12 protein-coding genes are annotated in these 14,661 nt (G+C 56.3%); 6 read left to right on the forward strand and 6 right to left on the reverse strand.

What is annotated here, in order from left to right; genetic code table 11:
- The first annotated feature begins 14 nt into the window (after window positions 1-14).
- Window positions 15-905 carry a replicative DNA helicase gene (locus JMJ04_RS02610; protein WP_201369007.1) on the forward strand — a complete coding sequence of 297 codons (891 nt, stop codon included), beginning with the start codon at window positions 15-17 and terminating at the stop codon, window positions 903-905.
- 2 nt (window positions 906-907) lie between these two features.
- Here JMJ04_RS02610 and JMJ04_RS02615 read toward each other — a convergent pair whose 3' ends face one another.
- From JMJ04_RS02615 to JMJ04_RS02625, 3 genes are all read right to left on the reverse strand, one after another.
- Window positions 908-1,426, reverse strand: a complete 519-nt coding sequence (locus JMJ04_RS02615) for a tetratricopeptide repeat protein (protein ID WP_201369008.1) — start codon at window positions 1,424-1,426, stop codon at window positions 908-910.
- Between the two features lie 31 nt (window positions 1,427-1,457).
- On the reverse strand, window positions 1,458-2,174 hold the full coding sequence (locus tag JMJ04_RS02620) for an NB-ARC domain-containing protein (protein WP_201369009.1): 717 nt from the start codon (window positions 2,172-2,174) through the stop codon (window positions 1,458-1,460).
- A 142-nt stretch (window positions 2,175-2,316) separates the two neighbouring features.
- Window positions 2,317-4,404 (reverse strand): S9 family peptidase, encoded by a 2,088-nt coding sequence (locus JMJ04_RS02625; RefSeq protein ID WP_201369010.1) that lies wholly within the window; start codon window positions 4,402-4,404, stop codon window positions 2,317-2,319.
- A 163-nt stretch (window positions 4,405-4,567) separates the two neighbouring features.
- Here JMJ04_RS02625 and JMJ04_RS02630 point away from each other — a divergent pair, with 163 nt between their 5' ends.
- The 3 genes from JMJ04_RS02630 to JMJ04_RS02640 all read left to right on the forward strand — a co-directional run bounded on the left by JMJ04_RS02630 (window position 4,568) and on the right by JMJ04_RS02640 (window position 7,636).
- A complete protein-coding gene (locus tag JMJ04_RS02630; RefSeq protein WP_201369011.1) occupies window positions 4,568-5,137 on the forward strand; it encodes an RNA polymerase sigma factor in 570 nt (189 codons plus the stop codon).
- Window positions 5,134-6,702 carry an outer membrane protein assembly factor BamB family protein gene (locus JMJ04_RS02635; RefSeq protein ID WP_201369012.1) on the forward strand — a complete coding sequence of 523 codons (1,569 nt, stop codon included), beginning with the start codon at window positions 5,134-5,136 and terminating at the stop codon, window positions 6,700-6,702. The genes JMJ04_RS02630 and JMJ04_RS02635 overlap by 4 nt, the downstream gene beginning before the upstream one ends.
- Before the next feature lie 259 nt (window positions 6,703-6,961).
- Window positions 6,962-7,636, forward strand: coding sequence for a hypothetical protein (locus JMJ04_RS02640; RefSeq protein ID WP_201369013.1), 675 nt, complete (start codon window positions 6,962-6,964; stop codon window positions 7,634-7,636).
- A gap of 184 nt (window positions 7,637-7,820) precedes the next feature.
- On the opposite strand, the gene JMJ04_RS02645 is transcribed toward JMJ04_RS02640, so the two are convergent.
- Window positions 7,821-8,744: a class I fructose-bisphosphate aldolase gene (locus tag JMJ04_RS02645; protein WP_201369014.1), complete on the reverse strand. Its 924-nt coding sequence runs from the start codon at window positions 8,742-8,744 to the stop codon at window positions 7,821-7,823.
- A 647-nt stretch (window positions 8,745-9,391) separates the two neighbouring features.
- Here JMJ04_RS02645 and JMJ04_RS02650 point away from each other — a divergent pair.
- On the forward strand, window positions 9,392-9,898 hold the full coding sequence (locus JMJ04_RS02650) for a hypothetical protein (protein ID WP_201369015.1): 507 nt from the start codon (window positions 9,392-9,394) through the stop codon (window positions 9,896-9,898).
- A 63-nt stretch (window positions 9,899-9,961) separates the two neighbouring features.
- On the opposite strand, the gene JMJ04_RS02655 is transcribed toward JMJ04_RS02650, so the two are convergent.
- Both JMJ04_RS02655 and JMJ04_RS02660 read right to left on the reverse strand, forming a co-directional pair.
- On the reverse strand, window positions 9,962-11,191 hold the full coding sequence (locus JMJ04_RS02655; protein WP_201369016.1) for a zinc ribbon domain-containing protein: 1,230 nt from the start codon (window positions 11,189-11,191) through the stop codon (window positions 9,962-9,964).
- 299 nt (window positions 11,192-11,490) lie between these two features.
- Window positions 11,491-13,215, reverse strand: coding sequence for a S53 family peptidase (locus JMJ04_RS02660; RefSeq protein WP_201369017.1), 1,725 nt, complete (start codon window positions 13,213-13,215; stop codon window positions 11,491-11,493).
- Window positions 13,216-13,676: 461 nt separating this feature from the next.
- Here JMJ04_RS02660 and JMJ04_RS02665 point away from each other — a divergent pair, with 461 nt between their 5' ends.
- Window positions 13,677-14,471 carry a hypothetical protein gene (locus JMJ04_RS02665; protein ID WP_201369018.1) on the forward strand — a complete coding sequence of 265 codons (795 nt, stop codon included), beginning with the start codon at window positions 13,677-13,679 and terminating at the stop codon, window positions 14,469-14,471.
- The last annotated feature ends 190 nt before the right edge of the window (window positions 14,472-14,661 follow it).

The following is a 14,661-nucleotide window of genomic DNA, read 5'->3' on the forward strand; positions in this document are numbered from 1 at the left end:
AGGAGCATCTGCTGATGCAGGCCACAGATATTGGCTTTAGCACACTTATGCGCCAATATATGGACACTCTCGAAAAGCGCTTTGAGAACAATGGCAATATCACTGGTATCCCTACGGGCTATGATGAGCTTGATTGCCCGCTTGGTGGTTTTCAGCGCTCCGATCTCTGCATCCTCGCTGCACGCACAAGCATCGGTAAAACGGCCTTTGCCATCAATCTGGCCTATAACGCGACCATACGCAATAAAAGACGCGTTGGCATCTTCAGCCTGGAGATGAACCAGGAGCAACTGGCTCAGCACTTTGTGGCCCTGGACTCCGGCATTCAGCAACAAAGGTTGCGCACAGGCGATTTTGAAGATCAGCACTGGGAGCCGCTTGTCGCCAGCATTGGCAGGCTCTCGGACCTGGGCGAGCATGGCATTCGCATAGACGATACTCCGGGCATCACGCTGGCCCAGATGCGTAGCCGCGCCCGGCGCTGGGTCGCTGAGTATGGTATCGAGATGATCATCGTAGACTACCTGCAACTCGTGAGCACCGGAGAGAAGAAGGGCTTCGAGAACCGCCAGCAGGAGGTCGCGACCATTAGCCGTCAACTCAAGGCCATGGCGCGCGAGCTGAATGTGCCTGTGCTGGCCCTGGCCCAGCTCTCACGCGCCCTGGAGGCACGCCAATCCAAAGTACCCATCCTCTCGGACCTGCGCGAGAGCGGCGGCATCGAGAACGACGCCGACGTGGTGATGTTCATCTACCGCGATGAGATCTATACTCCCGACACCACACGCCGTGGCAAGGCCGATATCATCATCGCCAAGCAGCGCAACGGCCCCCTCGGCGAGGTCACCCTCCACTTCGACCAGGCCAAGTCCCGCTTCAGCACCCTCTCCCAACTCCCCCAATAATATTACCTGTGTTTCTTTTTGCGGTGGGCCTTGCCGGAATGCTTGCCGCCTTGCTTGAAGGAGAGAGGGCGCGAGGCTCTGGTTTGGGCCTCCTCCTGAGAGAGATGGGAGATGACATCCATGTACTTCCCCATCAATTCGATTGTCTCGGGGTGGTCCATGCCCAGGCGCTTCTCATAGTTGGTCAGCGTCTGCTTCAGGAGCTTCTCAGCTTCCTCGTAGCGCCCGAGAAGGTTGTAGACCATGCCAAGGTTGCCGCGCATCTTATCAAGCTGGGCACTGTTAGCACCGTAGCGACGGCTAGAGGCCTCATAACACTGCTTCATCAGTAGCTCGGCCTCCTCATAACGCCCCTGGGCCGCGTACAGGTTTGCCAGGTTATAACGACCAGCCAGCAGGTTTGAGTCATCGGGCGGCACAAGCGATGTGATCATCTCAAGCGATTTGAGGTAGAGTGACTCGGCCTCGTCTAGGCGTCCCTGGTACTTGTAGGTGAGCGCCAGGTTCCCTAGCGCTCCCACGGCTGGAAGCTGATCAGACGTCCCCTGTTGCTCAAATAGCTCCAGGGCGTGCTTCCAGCTCGCGATCCTCAGGCAAAGCCTTTCCCAGCGGGTCCCCCAGGACGATACGGGAGGCGTGACGTAGCAGCAGCAAGGCTCCATTCTCCGGGGTGAGAGGCTCCACTGCCAATGTGCTTGCTACGTCTTCAGACAATGGCTCTCGCGTCGTAAGCAGAATGTGCCCCTGGATTTTGGCGGGCAGCAGCTCCCGCAACAGCTCCAGGTCTGTGATATCATCGGCGATCAACAGCCAATCGTGCTGCTTCTCCAGCCAGGCGCGCAGGTCTTTTATGAGCGCAGACTGGTTCTTATCCTCATAACTTGTGATATCAGCCTCGAAGGCGATCAGGTTACATGAAGAAAAGAAGGTTGAGCGATTGCGAGCGTTGAGCCAGAGGATGTCCTTATACTCGTTTTTGTAGTGATTGGCATATTCCTGCGTGAGCTGCGTCTTACCCACCCCTGCCGGGCCACACAGGGCCAGCATATCTGTATCTTTGGAGCGCAAACGGCTATGCATCTCTTTGAGAGCACTCGCACGCCCTGTAAAAAATGGGTTATGAGCAAAGGGCGTTGTCTCTTCAAGCATTAGCTCTTTGAGCAGGGGATCGTTGGGAGTAAGAATCTTGATAAATTTTGCCAGCTCGCTTTCGCCGTTCAGTCCTGGCGTCAGTTTCTCTTTGTGCGATCTCTTATTACCTTCATCCATAGCACCGCATCCCTTCATCTTCGCCTAAAGCAGTATAACCCGTTCGCCACCACATGGCAAGCTCACCCGCTACTTGCATACTATAGCTGGAGTAAGGGTGTGTGCGGGTAGGCTGGCTTCGCTAGCCCACCCGCACACACCCTTATCCCTCATACTCCTCGGGGCGGATCTGGATATAGCGCTCGAACCAGGCGAGCATATGCTCGCGCATGGCCATGGACTGGCTGGGTTTGGGGATGCCACCGTGCCAGGCGCCGGGAACGCGCACCAGGTCGACGGGGACCTTGCCCATGAGTTTGAGCGCCATGTAGAACTGCTCCGATTGCTCGATGGGGCAGCGCAGGTCGTTCTCGGGATGGATGAAGCGCGTGGGTGTGGTGACACGGGCAGCGGCGTTGAGCGGCGAGCGCTCATAGTAATAGGCGGAGCGCTCCTCGTCCCAGGGGAAACCTTTGGACTCATAGGTCATCCAGGGACCAATATCTGAAGTACCGACGAAGCTGGCCAGGTTGGAGATGCCCGCGCGCGGTACCGCCGCCTTGAAGCGCTCGGTATGCCCGATGGTATACATGGTCATGTAGCCGCCATAGCTATAGCCCGTGACCACAAGACGCTCGGGATCGGCCACACCCCGCTCGATGCAGACATCCACACCGCGCATGATATCCTCGAAATCCTTGCCCCCCCAGTCACCCAGGACGCTGCGCAGGAAGGCCTCGCCATACCCGGTGCTGCCATGAGGATTGCAATAGAAGACAGCATAGCCCCGCGCCGCGAGATAGGCGTCATAGGGACTACGCCCATCGCCATAGCCCCAGTGAGGACCACCATGGATCTGCACTAGCAGCGGGTAGCGTACCCCCTCTTTCGCCCCGATGGGATAGACCAGCCAGCCATCGGTCTCCTCGCCCTCCGCGCCCTCGTAGCTGAATTTCTCGACTCTCGGCCAGGCCAGGTCGCGCATGAGACCGTCATAGAGCCTGGTCAGACGCTCTGGCTCGCCCTCACCCTCCAGGGGCAGGTGATAGAACTCACAGGGATGCTGCGCCTGCTCCTGCGCCACCAGCAGGCCACGCTCCCCCGGCAAAAGGTGCAGATAATATGTAATGCTCTCGCTCGTCAGCTTCTTCAACGTGCGCCAGACGACCTCCAGGCGGTAGACATGTGCCTGCCCACGCTCGGAGGCGATAAAATAGATGGCCTGCCCATCGTGGCTCCACTGGGGCTTGTAGGGGCCAGGCATGCCGAAGTGGCCGCCAACCCAGGCCGAGGTTGCCAGGTCCAGGTCGGGAGTCAGCAGCAGCGTACGGTCGCCAACATTTCCCCGGCGCGTCACGAGGTAGAGCCGGGCCAGGCTGCGCGCGATTCGCTCATCCTGGTCCGCCACGACCATCGCCATCTGGCCGTCTGGGGACCAGGCAAAAGACTCAATGGCCAGCTTCCCCTCGGTCAGGCAGCGCTCCTCGCCGCTTGCGGGATCAATCGCCCACAGATCGCGGACCCAGATGCCCATAAAGCGATCCTCGCGCCGGTTGCTCAAGACGCCGATCTCCTGGCTATCAGGCGTCCAGGCGGGCTGAGCGTGCTCGTAACGTCCACGCGTCAGGCGGCGAATCTGCGCCGGATCTACCGCACCATTCTCGCCAGGGGCGGGCATGACAAAGAGGTGCGCCTGTGTGTCGTAGTAGCCTCGCCCATCACTGCGATAGTCGGGATCATTAATGACGCGCAGGCGGTAGCGCCGCTCCTCATCACGCTTCTTACGCTCGGACTCGGAGAAACTCTTGAGGCCGACAAGCAGGTCGTCCTCGTCCTCCAGCTCAACGGAGGCGGTAAAGGCGATCCAACGCCCATCGGGCGACCAGGTGGCCTCGTTGACGCCATGCAACATTGTGGTGAGCTTGCGTGCCTCCCCGCCATCGGTATCAATCAGCCAGAGCTGGTTCTGCTCCCCCTCACGATCCGAGAGAAAGAGCAGGCGCCGGCTATCAGGCGCCCAGGCCGGGAAAGACTCGCTCTTCGCGCTCCGGGTCAACTGGCGTGGCTCGCCCTCAGGCTGCCCCTGCTCATCAAGATACAAGAGATAGAGCGTGCTTCGCAGCGTATCCGCCTCGCGCTCCGCGTAGTGCATCTCAAAGGCCACGCGCCTGCCATCGGGCGAGACTGCGACCTGCCCCAGCGTGCGTAGCGACCAGAGATCCTCCACGCCAAACTTCCGTGTAACTGGCATACAACTATCCTCTCTTTGCACATGCAGGTTTATTCATTCTCAGGATACATTACAGAAGGAGAAAAAGGTAAGAGTAGGACAGGCAAGCATGTAACGTTTTGCCCACTCTGACGTTGCACTGGTTGAGATATCTCAAGAGACAAATACTAACAAGGAAAAGAAGTTGCTACATAAAGGAAACATGGATGTTCCCATCCCGCTTCCCCTCTGGGGAGACGCCTCGCTGTGTGCTCAGCTCTACCGTGAATGTGCACCAAAACTGCTGGCCTATCTGCGGCGGCATGCGCCCACGCAGGAGGACGCGGAAGACCTGCTACTCGAAGTCTTTCTCGCCGCGCTGGAACACGAAGCACGCCTGGCAAAGATGGACGAGGACGAGCGACGCGCCTGGCTGGGAACCGTTACCCGCAACCGCGTCATCGATTTTCATCGGCGCACGCGTAGACACCCCGTCCATCGTCTGGAGAAGGCCGAGGAAACGCTTGGCTCTCGCTGGGAACAACCAGAACAGCTAATCTTGCGCCACGAAACATACGCGAACTTACATGGTTCTATTCAGAACCTCTCAACAATCCAGCAAGAGGTGCTCCAATTGCGCTTCACGCTTGGATTACGCTGCACCGATATTGCCAAAATACTGCATAAGCGCGAAGGAGCCGTGCGAACCATGCTTTCACGCACCCTGAACGCCTTGCGCGACCTATACAAACAGAAGGATGGAGGGAGAGAGTGAACAAGCAGGACAAGCATACCAGCTTTCACCCACAGACCGTTGACAAACAGATCGACGCCTACCTCGCGGGCAGGTCAGCCAATGGGCAGGAATCCGACCGCTATGCCCAGGCAAGCGTACACGACGTACAGGCCTATTTCGCGCCACCCGAGCAGGATGAGGCCCTGCAACGTGTCTGGCAGCGATTTGCCGCGCAGCGCACAAATCTCCAGAGGCTCCAGGCGGGACAGCAAACTCCCCAGGTTCTGCCGATAACAGGGAGGGGCAAATCGACGCAACAGAAAAACACTCGTCCGCTCGGGCGGGTATTGAGCGTTATGGCCGCCGTCATCGTCGTCGCCCTGCTCATCGGGAGTACAATGTTCCTCTTCCAGCAAGCCCGGCAGACTGGCAACCCAGCGGGGCAGGGACATCACCAGACAGCCATGTTTGTCCGCGTCAACCAGACGCTCTATCGCCTGGATATGCAGACGCACCGCCCCCTCTGGCAATTTCAGGCCCCCCCTGGACAGCCCGGGCTTGCCACCTTCAATGGGCCTTATATCGCTGGCATGGCTATTGATAGCACCTATTATGCCTGGGGGTTTGACGGCCAGCAGGTGGTGCTGTACGCACTCGACATCGCTAATGGCAAGCTACGCTGGCAACATGATACCTATGGAATAGGGCCTATCGCCGCCTCCGGGAATATGGTCGCTCTCCCGTTCATCAAAGGCACGAACCTGGAAGTCACCGCACTCGATATCATACATGGCACCTCCAGGTGGGAGCATATTCTGGGTCCGGCCGCCAGAACAAAAACGCTGCCATCCACGGTCAGCCTCTTCGGGGCCTCGGATACAGCGGTCTATGGAGCCGTAAATACTCCTGAAAATCACAGCGGCCTGCGCTTCGCCCTAAGTGTCCAGGACGGGCAGTTCATCTGGCAGCAGAAAGAGGTATATGATGCCTCCATTTCCTATGCGACTCTGGACCAGGGATTTCTCAGTGACGATATATTATGTGTCATACAGCATCTGAACTGGCAAAATCCGGGGCATATTCCCGAATCGAAGAGCGTCATCCTGGGTTATGATGCCCACAGCGGCAAGCAGCTCTGGAAGTCCTCATCGATTGATTGGGCAACAACAACCACGTTGGTCGATGGAGTTCTATACCTGGAGACACCTCCTAATTCTGTGGGGACGCCCTATAAAAGCATCTATGCCGTCTCGTCCAGGGATGGCAGCTTACGCTGGCAGTATCAGGAACCAATACAGAACCCATACCCCTTTATTACCAAAGAAGGGGTCTACTTTATACAGGATGGCGGGAAACAGGCCGGGTCAACCCTGGTGGTGCTAGATCCCGCGACCGGCAAGCCGCGCTGGACCTATGCCTTTCACGACTCGGGCACTGTTGAGTTCCCTCCTGTGGCTGATGATAACCAGGTCTATCTCAGTCTGCCAGGGAACATCATCCAGATTCTACGTGCATCAGATGGCAAGCCCCTTGGTTCGTTCAAAATAGACCCACAGAATGTCAAGCCGAATAATCGTATCCTCTTGCAAATAGTCGAGCTCTAAAATAAACAGGCATACAAAAGGCGTCCCCATTCGAATGGGGACGCCTTTTGTATGCCTTGAACGAGGCTGGTTCCAGCGATACACTGACTTATTTTGCTGTGGTCAGGCTAGTTTTCTCGCGTTTGTCACGAACCATATAACTAAAAAAGTAGCCGGTGAAAGAGGCTATTGTAGTGCTTCGCACAAAAAGTTCATCAGTAGTTTTACGTATAAAACATGCCTAGAAAGTTTTATACATTACATGCAACGGAGGAACTCGATGAGATTTTGGCGTCTTTCCACAAAGGCGGTGTGCTTCGTTACTTTTAGCGGGCTATGCGCGCTCCTATTGCTCCTTGGCACAACCTTTTCCGCATCAGCGGCCAGTGTCAAGGCAAGCGTACCGGCAAAGATTGTGACCCATAACCAGACAATCGCCTGGGGACCAGGCGGCATGTACGGTGGCACCAGTATCCCAGTCAATGTCCCTGGCAGTGGCACTGGTGGTGGCAGTGGTGGCCCTGGCAGTGGCACCGGTGGTGGTGGCTGGGGTGGTCCTGGTAGTGGCACCGGTGGTGGTTGGGGTGGCTATGGTGGTGGTCAAAGTACTGGCGGTGGCTGGGGCAGCCAGGGTGGTGGCTGGGGCGGCTATGGTGGTGGTCAAAGTACTGGCGGTGGCTGGGGCAGCCAGGGTGGTGGCTGGGGCGGCAGCAGTTGGGGTGGGACTGGCGGCGGTTGGAATGGTGGCAACACTGGTTGGAATGGCGGCAGCAGTTGGGGCGGCAACACTGGTTGGAATGGCGGTAGCAGTTGGGGTGGGACTGGCGGCGGTTGGGGCGGTCAAGGCAGCAGTTGGGGTGGGACTAGCGGCGGTTGGGGCGGTCAAGGTGGCGGGACTGGCGCGTATGGTTGGGGCGGCCCGGGCACAAGGTGTCCTGCTGGTGCCTACTGCTAATATCGCTTCAGGTCAAGAGTACAGCGTGTAATGTATCACTAAGAGGGCCTGAAGCAAAGGCGTCCCCCATTAGAATGGGAGACGCCTTTTATAGTGTCTTCTGGAAGGGGCAACGCTACTAAAGTACGCGTCTACATATAATGGTCATATATAGACGCGGTACTTTAGTAGCGTCGAGCTGTCCCTACTGGATGGAGCCTTCGTAAATGCCCATGATCGTGCCCAGGAACTTGAGGGCGTCTTCCTTCTTGCGCTGGAAGGAGTTGCGGCCCATGATTGAGCCAAAACCGCCACCATCGCGAATGGCGCGCACTTCGTTGAAGACCTGGTCATCACCAGCGGTCGCGCCACCGGAGAAGATCACGATGCGGCGCCCATCGAAGGAGCTCTGAATCACGTGCTTCACGCGCTCGGTCAGGGTCGAGATTGGAATCTCATATTTCTGGTAGACCTTCTGAGCCTCGGCCAGCTCCACCTTCGCGCTAGGCAGCTTCACCTTGATGATGTCCGCACCCAGTTGTGCCGCGATCTGCGCGGCATAGGTCACGACATCAACGGCGGTCTCGCCCTCTTTGCTGATGCTGCTACCACGGGGATAGGACCAGACCACCACGGCCAGGCCGGCCGCCTTGGCCTCAGCGGCCAGATCGCGCAACTGCTCATACATGATCGTGCGCTCGGAGGATCCAGGATAGATAGTGAAGCCAACCGCGACACAACCCAGGCGCAACGCATCCTCGACGCCCGCGGTCACCGCCGAAATAGGATCGCGCTCATCGTTCAATACGTCGTGGTTGTTACATTTGAGGATCAAGGGAATCTCGCCCGCGTATTCCGAGGCACCAGCCTCCAGGAAGCCCAGGGGCGCGGCATAGGCATTACAACCAGCCTCAATCGCCAGTTGGAAGTGATAGCGGGGATCATAACCCGCGGGATTGGGCGCGAAACTACGCGCGGGACCATGCTCGAAACCCTGGTCAACTGGAAGAATGACCATCTTGCCCGTGCCACCCAGGCGGCCATGATTGAGCATGCGCGCGAGATTGGTGCGCACACCGGGATTCTCGCTGTTATACCAGCTTAAAATTTCTCGAATACGATCAGTCATTTTCTTCGTTACCTCTGTACTCGTCATTAAGTCAGAAAACTACCTTCTCATACAAAAAACAACCCCACTCGCGTGGCTAGCGCTCCGCGCTCAGTTTTTCGCTAGGAAGTATATCCACATACATTGTGGCTGCTCCATTGTACCATGAAATGGCGCAGCCTTACATGTAGCAACATGTTTGCTTTGTGTCCAAACAATATCCAACTTATCTTCATTACGTTAGCATATATTAGCGTTTCAGTGAAGATGCGGTTCGCCAGAACACATATAACATTGTACATCATCTCGTGCGAGATCGACATAGCAAAATATGCCATATTGCTGGCATTAAAAATAAGCATATTTTATACATGTCTATACTCACATACTTAGACATACCAATTTCTAGCCCAATCATAAATAAGTGTTACTCCTCCCCTAATTGACACGTCTCAATACCAGACAGGGGGGACAAAGTAAACGTTTCATGTTTTGACCGATAGCGATACACAGAGACGCGCTCTGGCACAAAGCTGTAAGACCGCAACAGCGAGACCAGGAACGTGCTCCTCATAGCTCTTCTAAAAAGGTAAGCAGCCTTCGTTCTATGTATAGGACAGGGAAGTTGTGTGTCTGCTATTTGTAAGCATGTTTTGAAGGAGTTTTTTATGGGTGGTTTTGAGCATCTTTTGCAGGCAGTGAAGCAGCAGCAGCAGTTGATGGGAGAGTTGGAGGCGGAGAATCAGGAATTACGTCGTCAACTCACTGAACTGCGAGAAGGCCAGGGCATTTATCTCGATATCAATGGGCAGCGCTTCGCCCTGAGTGTCGATGGTATCATCGCCGAGGCCAGCAGCTCGACCTTCGCACCCGTGGTAACCATCGAGGAGACCGAGGCTGAGGCCAAGGTCGAAGAGGTATCACTTGCCGAGTACAACGTGGTCCCACAACAGGTAGAGGAAGAGGTCGCAGCGGAGGAGGAGCTACCCGCTCTGCCCGCAGCCCCGAAGACGCCCTTCCTAGAAGAGATCATGATCGACGAGTTTGTAGCCCAGACGACCAGCCCCATATCTGTCTGGAATGGCCCGGTTAAAGAAAAATCCCTGGAGTCAATCGACGAAGAGCAGAAGGCAGCTCTCCGTCAGGCTCTCTCGGGCAGCTACATCCTTGAATAGAGTATTTAAGGGATAAAGGGAGTGTGGTAGAGGCTGGCTGCGCCAGCCTCTACCACACTCCCTTTATTTCACGTCGAATGCGATGGTAGCATCGGTAAAGCCGCTATCGGCGGGGGCGTGGAGCGTAAGTGTGAGATGTTTCTGATCCTGGGGCACGAGGAAGGTGATCGTACCACTGGTCTCCTGTGTCTCTTTATCAAAGGAGACGGGCAGCGTCGTCAGAGCAGGCTTGGCGGTCGTGCTACCAGCCGCCAGGGTGGCGTAGTCGAAGGCCGAGCCGGGAATGGCCGTCTGCTCCAGGGTGCTATTCACCTTAAGCGTTACCGTTACGTAGCGCATCCCTTTGCTGGCCTGCTTGCCATCGATGCTCCACTGCGTTGTCGCGCTATCCAGCGTCCAGTCGAGACCATAGAAGGATTCTTTGGAGTCCAGAGCCTTGCCGATTTGCGTGGTTTGTGGCTGATAGATGCTAACACCAGAGTTCGAGCCAAGGGAAACATCCATCTGGGCCTCGTTCGTGCCCCCCAGGCGCAGCGCGATTTGCCCCGTATTGGTCCCGCTGGCAACGGCGAAATCGACCCAATCGCTATGGGACTTCCCCGCAGCCAGGCCCGCGTTACCATTGACATACGTCGGCTGGACGACCTTGCCGCCGGGCAGCACCAGCCGCGCGATATTGCTATAGACCATGTTGACGGGCACGTTCGTCTTGTTGTCGGCCAGGAGATGGACACGCAACATGCCATCGCCCGCCGAATGCGGATCATCGACAAAGCGTTGCGCCTGTTCTAGCCTGGTAAGCGTCACATCCACGCCCGCGTACTTCACGGTGGTACTCAGCGTTTGCGAGGCGATCTGAGGCTGTGTGGCATTCTGCACGAGAAGCGCATAGGCCAGGTAGCTGCCCGCGCCCACAAAGGCCAGCAACGGGAGGATAATCAACAAGGTGCGCCCAATGCCACCCCGGCGCTTCGGCTGCGAAGGCGGCATCGGAGTCGACCCCGGCTGGTAGGCCCAGGCAGGCTCAGAGGTCGGAGGCGCACCTTGAGGCCCAAAGCCGGGCTGGCTCACTGGTCCCTGGGGCGCGAAGCCGGGCTGGCTTATCGGTCCTTGCTGAGGGAATGGCGTCTGTGGAGGCATGGGCGAGACTGGTAGTGGCGTGGAGCGGTCCATAGCCTGAACATTCGCGCCCGGCGCATCTTGCCGCGAGAACATATCAAAGTTACAACGCGGACAATATCTACTGGCTGCCGATACCTCGGCGCCGCAATTGGGGCAATAGCGGGGTTGCACGTCTCTTCTCCTCACTCTCTGAAAAAGCAAGTTTCCTGGTCCCAGTCCCCCGCCCATCTTCAACGCAATCTACCAGGCATAGATAGCTCTATATCATAGAACGTGTCTGAAGCCATCAAATAGACATCCATATATCTTAATCGAATAATCCTGCCTTCTGCTACGTAGTGTAGCATATTTGGCCCCAGGCGCTGTGATCTTGCTTACAATTTGGTGTCTAAAGAGGAAAGAGGAGTGCTGGCAATGCGGTTTTGCTGCATTGCCAGCACTCCTCTTTCCTCTTTCAATACAGACCCTTCTTAGGGGGCGGCGCTGTAGAAGGCGTCCAGGTTGGGCGTGCCAAGGCCGGTGGCGAAGTCCCAGCCCTGCGAGGCGCGATAGTACAGGTTATTGCCCTGGGTGATATCAAAGTAGGCCTGCCCTTTATCCGCCTGGTAGAAGGTCTGCGGGCCATAGGAGAAGCTATGGCGCTGCTGCATCTTGCCCTGGTTAACTAGCGCCATGCCGGTTGCCCAGATGGGTGCTGCCGCGCTTGTGCCGCCAACGGCGCCCCACTGGCCCTTAAAGTAGACTGCCAGGCCATAGGCCGCCGCCGAGACATCCGGCACCTGGCGCATCCCCCGGCTATATTGATTCTTGGTACCAGGAGCGTTCTGCCAGCTCGGCTGCTTGAAGAGGATGCTATTGCCACCACCGCTGCCCCACTGGTTTTTACAGCTATTCCCCGAGTTATCGGACCAGACAACCTCCTGGTTACGCTGGCGATTCTGGTTAACCTGGAGGATGGTGCCACCCACCGAGGTAATCCAGGGGTCACTGCCAGGATAGCTGACCGCCAGCTTGCCATACTGACGACTACCGAAGGCACCACAGTCACCACTGGCAACGAAGACGCTCATATGCTCCACGCGCGTCAACTGCTGCAAGGTGCTATCGAGCGCGCGCACATCGTCCTGGGAGACCTCGTTCTCGGGCGCGCCCAGGCTGATGCTGACAACGCTGCCGCTATTGGCACCATTGGTGTTGTCGTCGAGGATGCGCTGCAACATGTCATTAACGCGCCCCCAGACATTATCATCGGCGTTACCATCGGTCTGATAGAGCTTGATGTTGACCGAGCGCGCCAGGCCCGCTGCCATCTGCACATCGAGCGTAGACTCGCCCAGGGCATCCTGCGGGGCGCTATCGACGTTGACGACCGAGAGATGGCCCTTAAATTGAATACAATCAAAGTAGTTCTGAATATCATCCCGGTAGGAGCCATCGATCTCGACCAGGTTGACCGTCATATTCTGCCCATTCCAACCCTTGTTCCACATGCGATCAAAGCCATAGGCGCCCGCGACATCCTTGGGGAAGAGCGTCTGGTCAGGTGGCGAGCAATCCTGCTGTGGCGTGCTGGCCTGCTGCGTGGAGAGTGTCTGCCCGGAGGTCAGTAGCTGGTGTGAGCTTGTCGCTTGCTGCTTCGAGTTTGTCTGTTGTGTGAGGCCTTGCAGAGTGTGCACGGGCTTGGAACTATAGTTGTCAAGACCCGTGACCGACTCGATGGAGCTGGTCATAAAGGCCGGGACCTTAGGGGCCGTCTCCGGGCCATAGAACTCGCGCCCGTTATACTTGCGCACTACAAATTTAGTTTGCAAGAGCTTTGCCAGCGTGCTGGCCTTAGCGTCGAAGGTCAGGTAGGTATGCAGTTTGTTCAGCTTTAAAGCAATGCCCTGAGGCGAGAAGAAATCCTTGAACTTCTGATAGGTCTGATCATCGATGCCTACCTTCTTCGCGAAATCCTCCAGGTGCGAGGGCTTCCCTGGCTCAATCTTGGTCCCCTCCATCTTCTTGAGCCAGTCCTGGTTCATCTTGAGCGTCACCCCAACATGCAGTTTCTGACTATCGGGAACAGGCCTGACCACAGGCGCCTTCAGCGCATCAGGCGGAATATTAAGCTGCAAATCCGAGAACTGGACGGCAGTGCTCGGGTCACACGCCGCCAGGGGGAAGATCAGGAGCATCAGTCCAATAAGCGCCATCAGAGCACTTCCTGAGCGGCGCCAATTGAAGATGGGCCGCCACGTGCCAGCCCTTTTATAGAATATATTCAATGTATTCATGAACTTACATGCCTCCACAATGAAGCCGCATTCGTCGCCATGTCAGGCGCTCCTCGCGTCTGCTTCTCCCTTGTTTTTACCTGTTATATAACTCTTAATAAGAGCACACGTACTCTTTGCAATTCTCTGTTAGTATCACGGACAACCCGCGAAAATCAGTTCAAAAATGTAGATTTTCTGCGCCCGGTTTCATGTTCTCTTCAGTTTGTTGACTGCTTTATATATAGACAGAGACATAGATAAACGACTACGTTGTAGGGCCAAGCTTGCTTGGATATTAGACGCTCAGGCTAATCTGGACCCTACAAAGCCATGAAGCAGTAGAGAGTCCAACTTAAAACAGCATTAGCCTTATCAGAAATCAGAGAAAGGAATGCACCATGAAAATTCCGTTCATCAGGATGAGCGCATATGCGTTTGTACTAGGGTGCCTGATCTCGTTTTACACGGTCCTTGGGCAGGCTCCTTCTGCCCATGCCTCAAGCATCGCAACCGCCAGGGTCAACAAGGTTCAGCACCACGTTCAGGGTGGTCCCGGCGAGATCAATATCGGATTCAACGGCTTCGGCAACGCTGGACTTGGCAATGCCGGCTTAGCTAATGCTGGACTCGGCAACGCTGGCTTGGCTAATGCTGGACTCGGCAACGCCGCCAACAATCCTAACATCAATATCGGCTTCAACCGCTTCGGCAACGCTGGCTTGGCTAACGCCGCCAACAATCCTAACATCAATATTCGCTTCGGCTTCAACAATCCTGGCATAGGCAATGCTGGTCTCGGTAACGTCGGTCTCGGTAACGTCGGTCTCGGTAATGTCGGTTTCAACCGCTTGGGCATTGGCAATGCTGGTCTCGGTAACGTCGGTCTCGGTAACGTCGGTTTCAACCGCTTCGGCAACGCTGGTCTGGGCAACGTCGGCTTCAACCGCTTGGGCATTGGCAATGCTGGCCTCGGTAATGTTGGCTTCAACCGCTTCGGTAATGTTGGCCTCGGTAACGCTGGCTTCAACCGCTTGGGCATTGGCAATGCTGGCCTCGGTAACGTTGGCTTCAACCGCTTCGGTAATGCTGGTCTCGGCAACGTCGGCCTCAACCGCTTCGGTAATGCTGGTCTCGGCAACGTCGGCTTTAACCGCTTCGGCAATGTTGGTCTGGGCAACCCCGGTTTCCGGTAATGCTGGTCTGGGTGGCGTGAATATCAACATACGTTAGCCAATAGAACCTGCATTGGCTCACTCACTCAGTGAGCCATCAATAGATACACTACATGGGACAGAGGCGTGCCTCTGTCCCATGTAGTGTATCTATCCAGGCTATACCCAGGCGCTGCAATTCGTGGTATAATGAGCTGAGTTTCGAAAAAAT

It is taken from the genome of Ktedonobacter robiniae (genome assembly GCF_016587375.1).
GTDB lineage: Bacteria > Chloroflexota > Ktedonobacteria > Ktedonobacterales > Ktedonobacteraceae > Ktedonobacter > Ktedonobacter robiniae.

Coding starts and splice junctions, on each gene's coding strand:
- JMJ04_RS02665 (WP_201369018.1), top strand. CDS start 13,677: ATGAAAATTCCGTTCATCAGGATGAGCGCATATGCGTTTGTACTAGGG.
- JMJ04_RS02610 (WP_201369007.1), top strand. CDS start 15: ATGCAGGCCACAGATATTGGCTTTAGCACACTTATGCGCCAATATATG.
- JMJ04_RS02660 (WP_201369017.1), bottom strand. CDS start 13,215: ATGGCGCTTATTGGACTGATGCTCCTGATCTTCCCCCTGGCGGCGTGT.
- JMJ04_RS02640 (WP_201369013.1), top strand. CDS start 6,962: ATGAGATTTTGGCGTCTTTCCACAAAGGCGGTGTGCTTCGTTACTTTT.
- JMJ04_RS02645 (WP_201369014.1), bottom strand. CDS start 8,744: ATGACTGATCGTATTCGAGAAATTTTAAGCTGGTATAACAGCGAGAAT.
- JMJ04_RS02650 (WP_201369015.1), top strand. CDS start 9,392: ATGGGTGGTTTTGAGCATCTTTTGCAGGCAGTGAAGCAGCAGCAGCAG.
- JMJ04_RS02625 (WP_201369010.1), bottom strand. CDS start 4,404: ATGCCAGTTACACGGAAGTTTGGCGTGGAGGATCTCTGGTCGCTACGC.
- JMJ04_RS02620 (WP_201369009.1), bottom strand. CDS start 2,174: ATGGATGAAGGTAATAAGAGATCGCACAAAGAGAAACTGACGCCAGGA.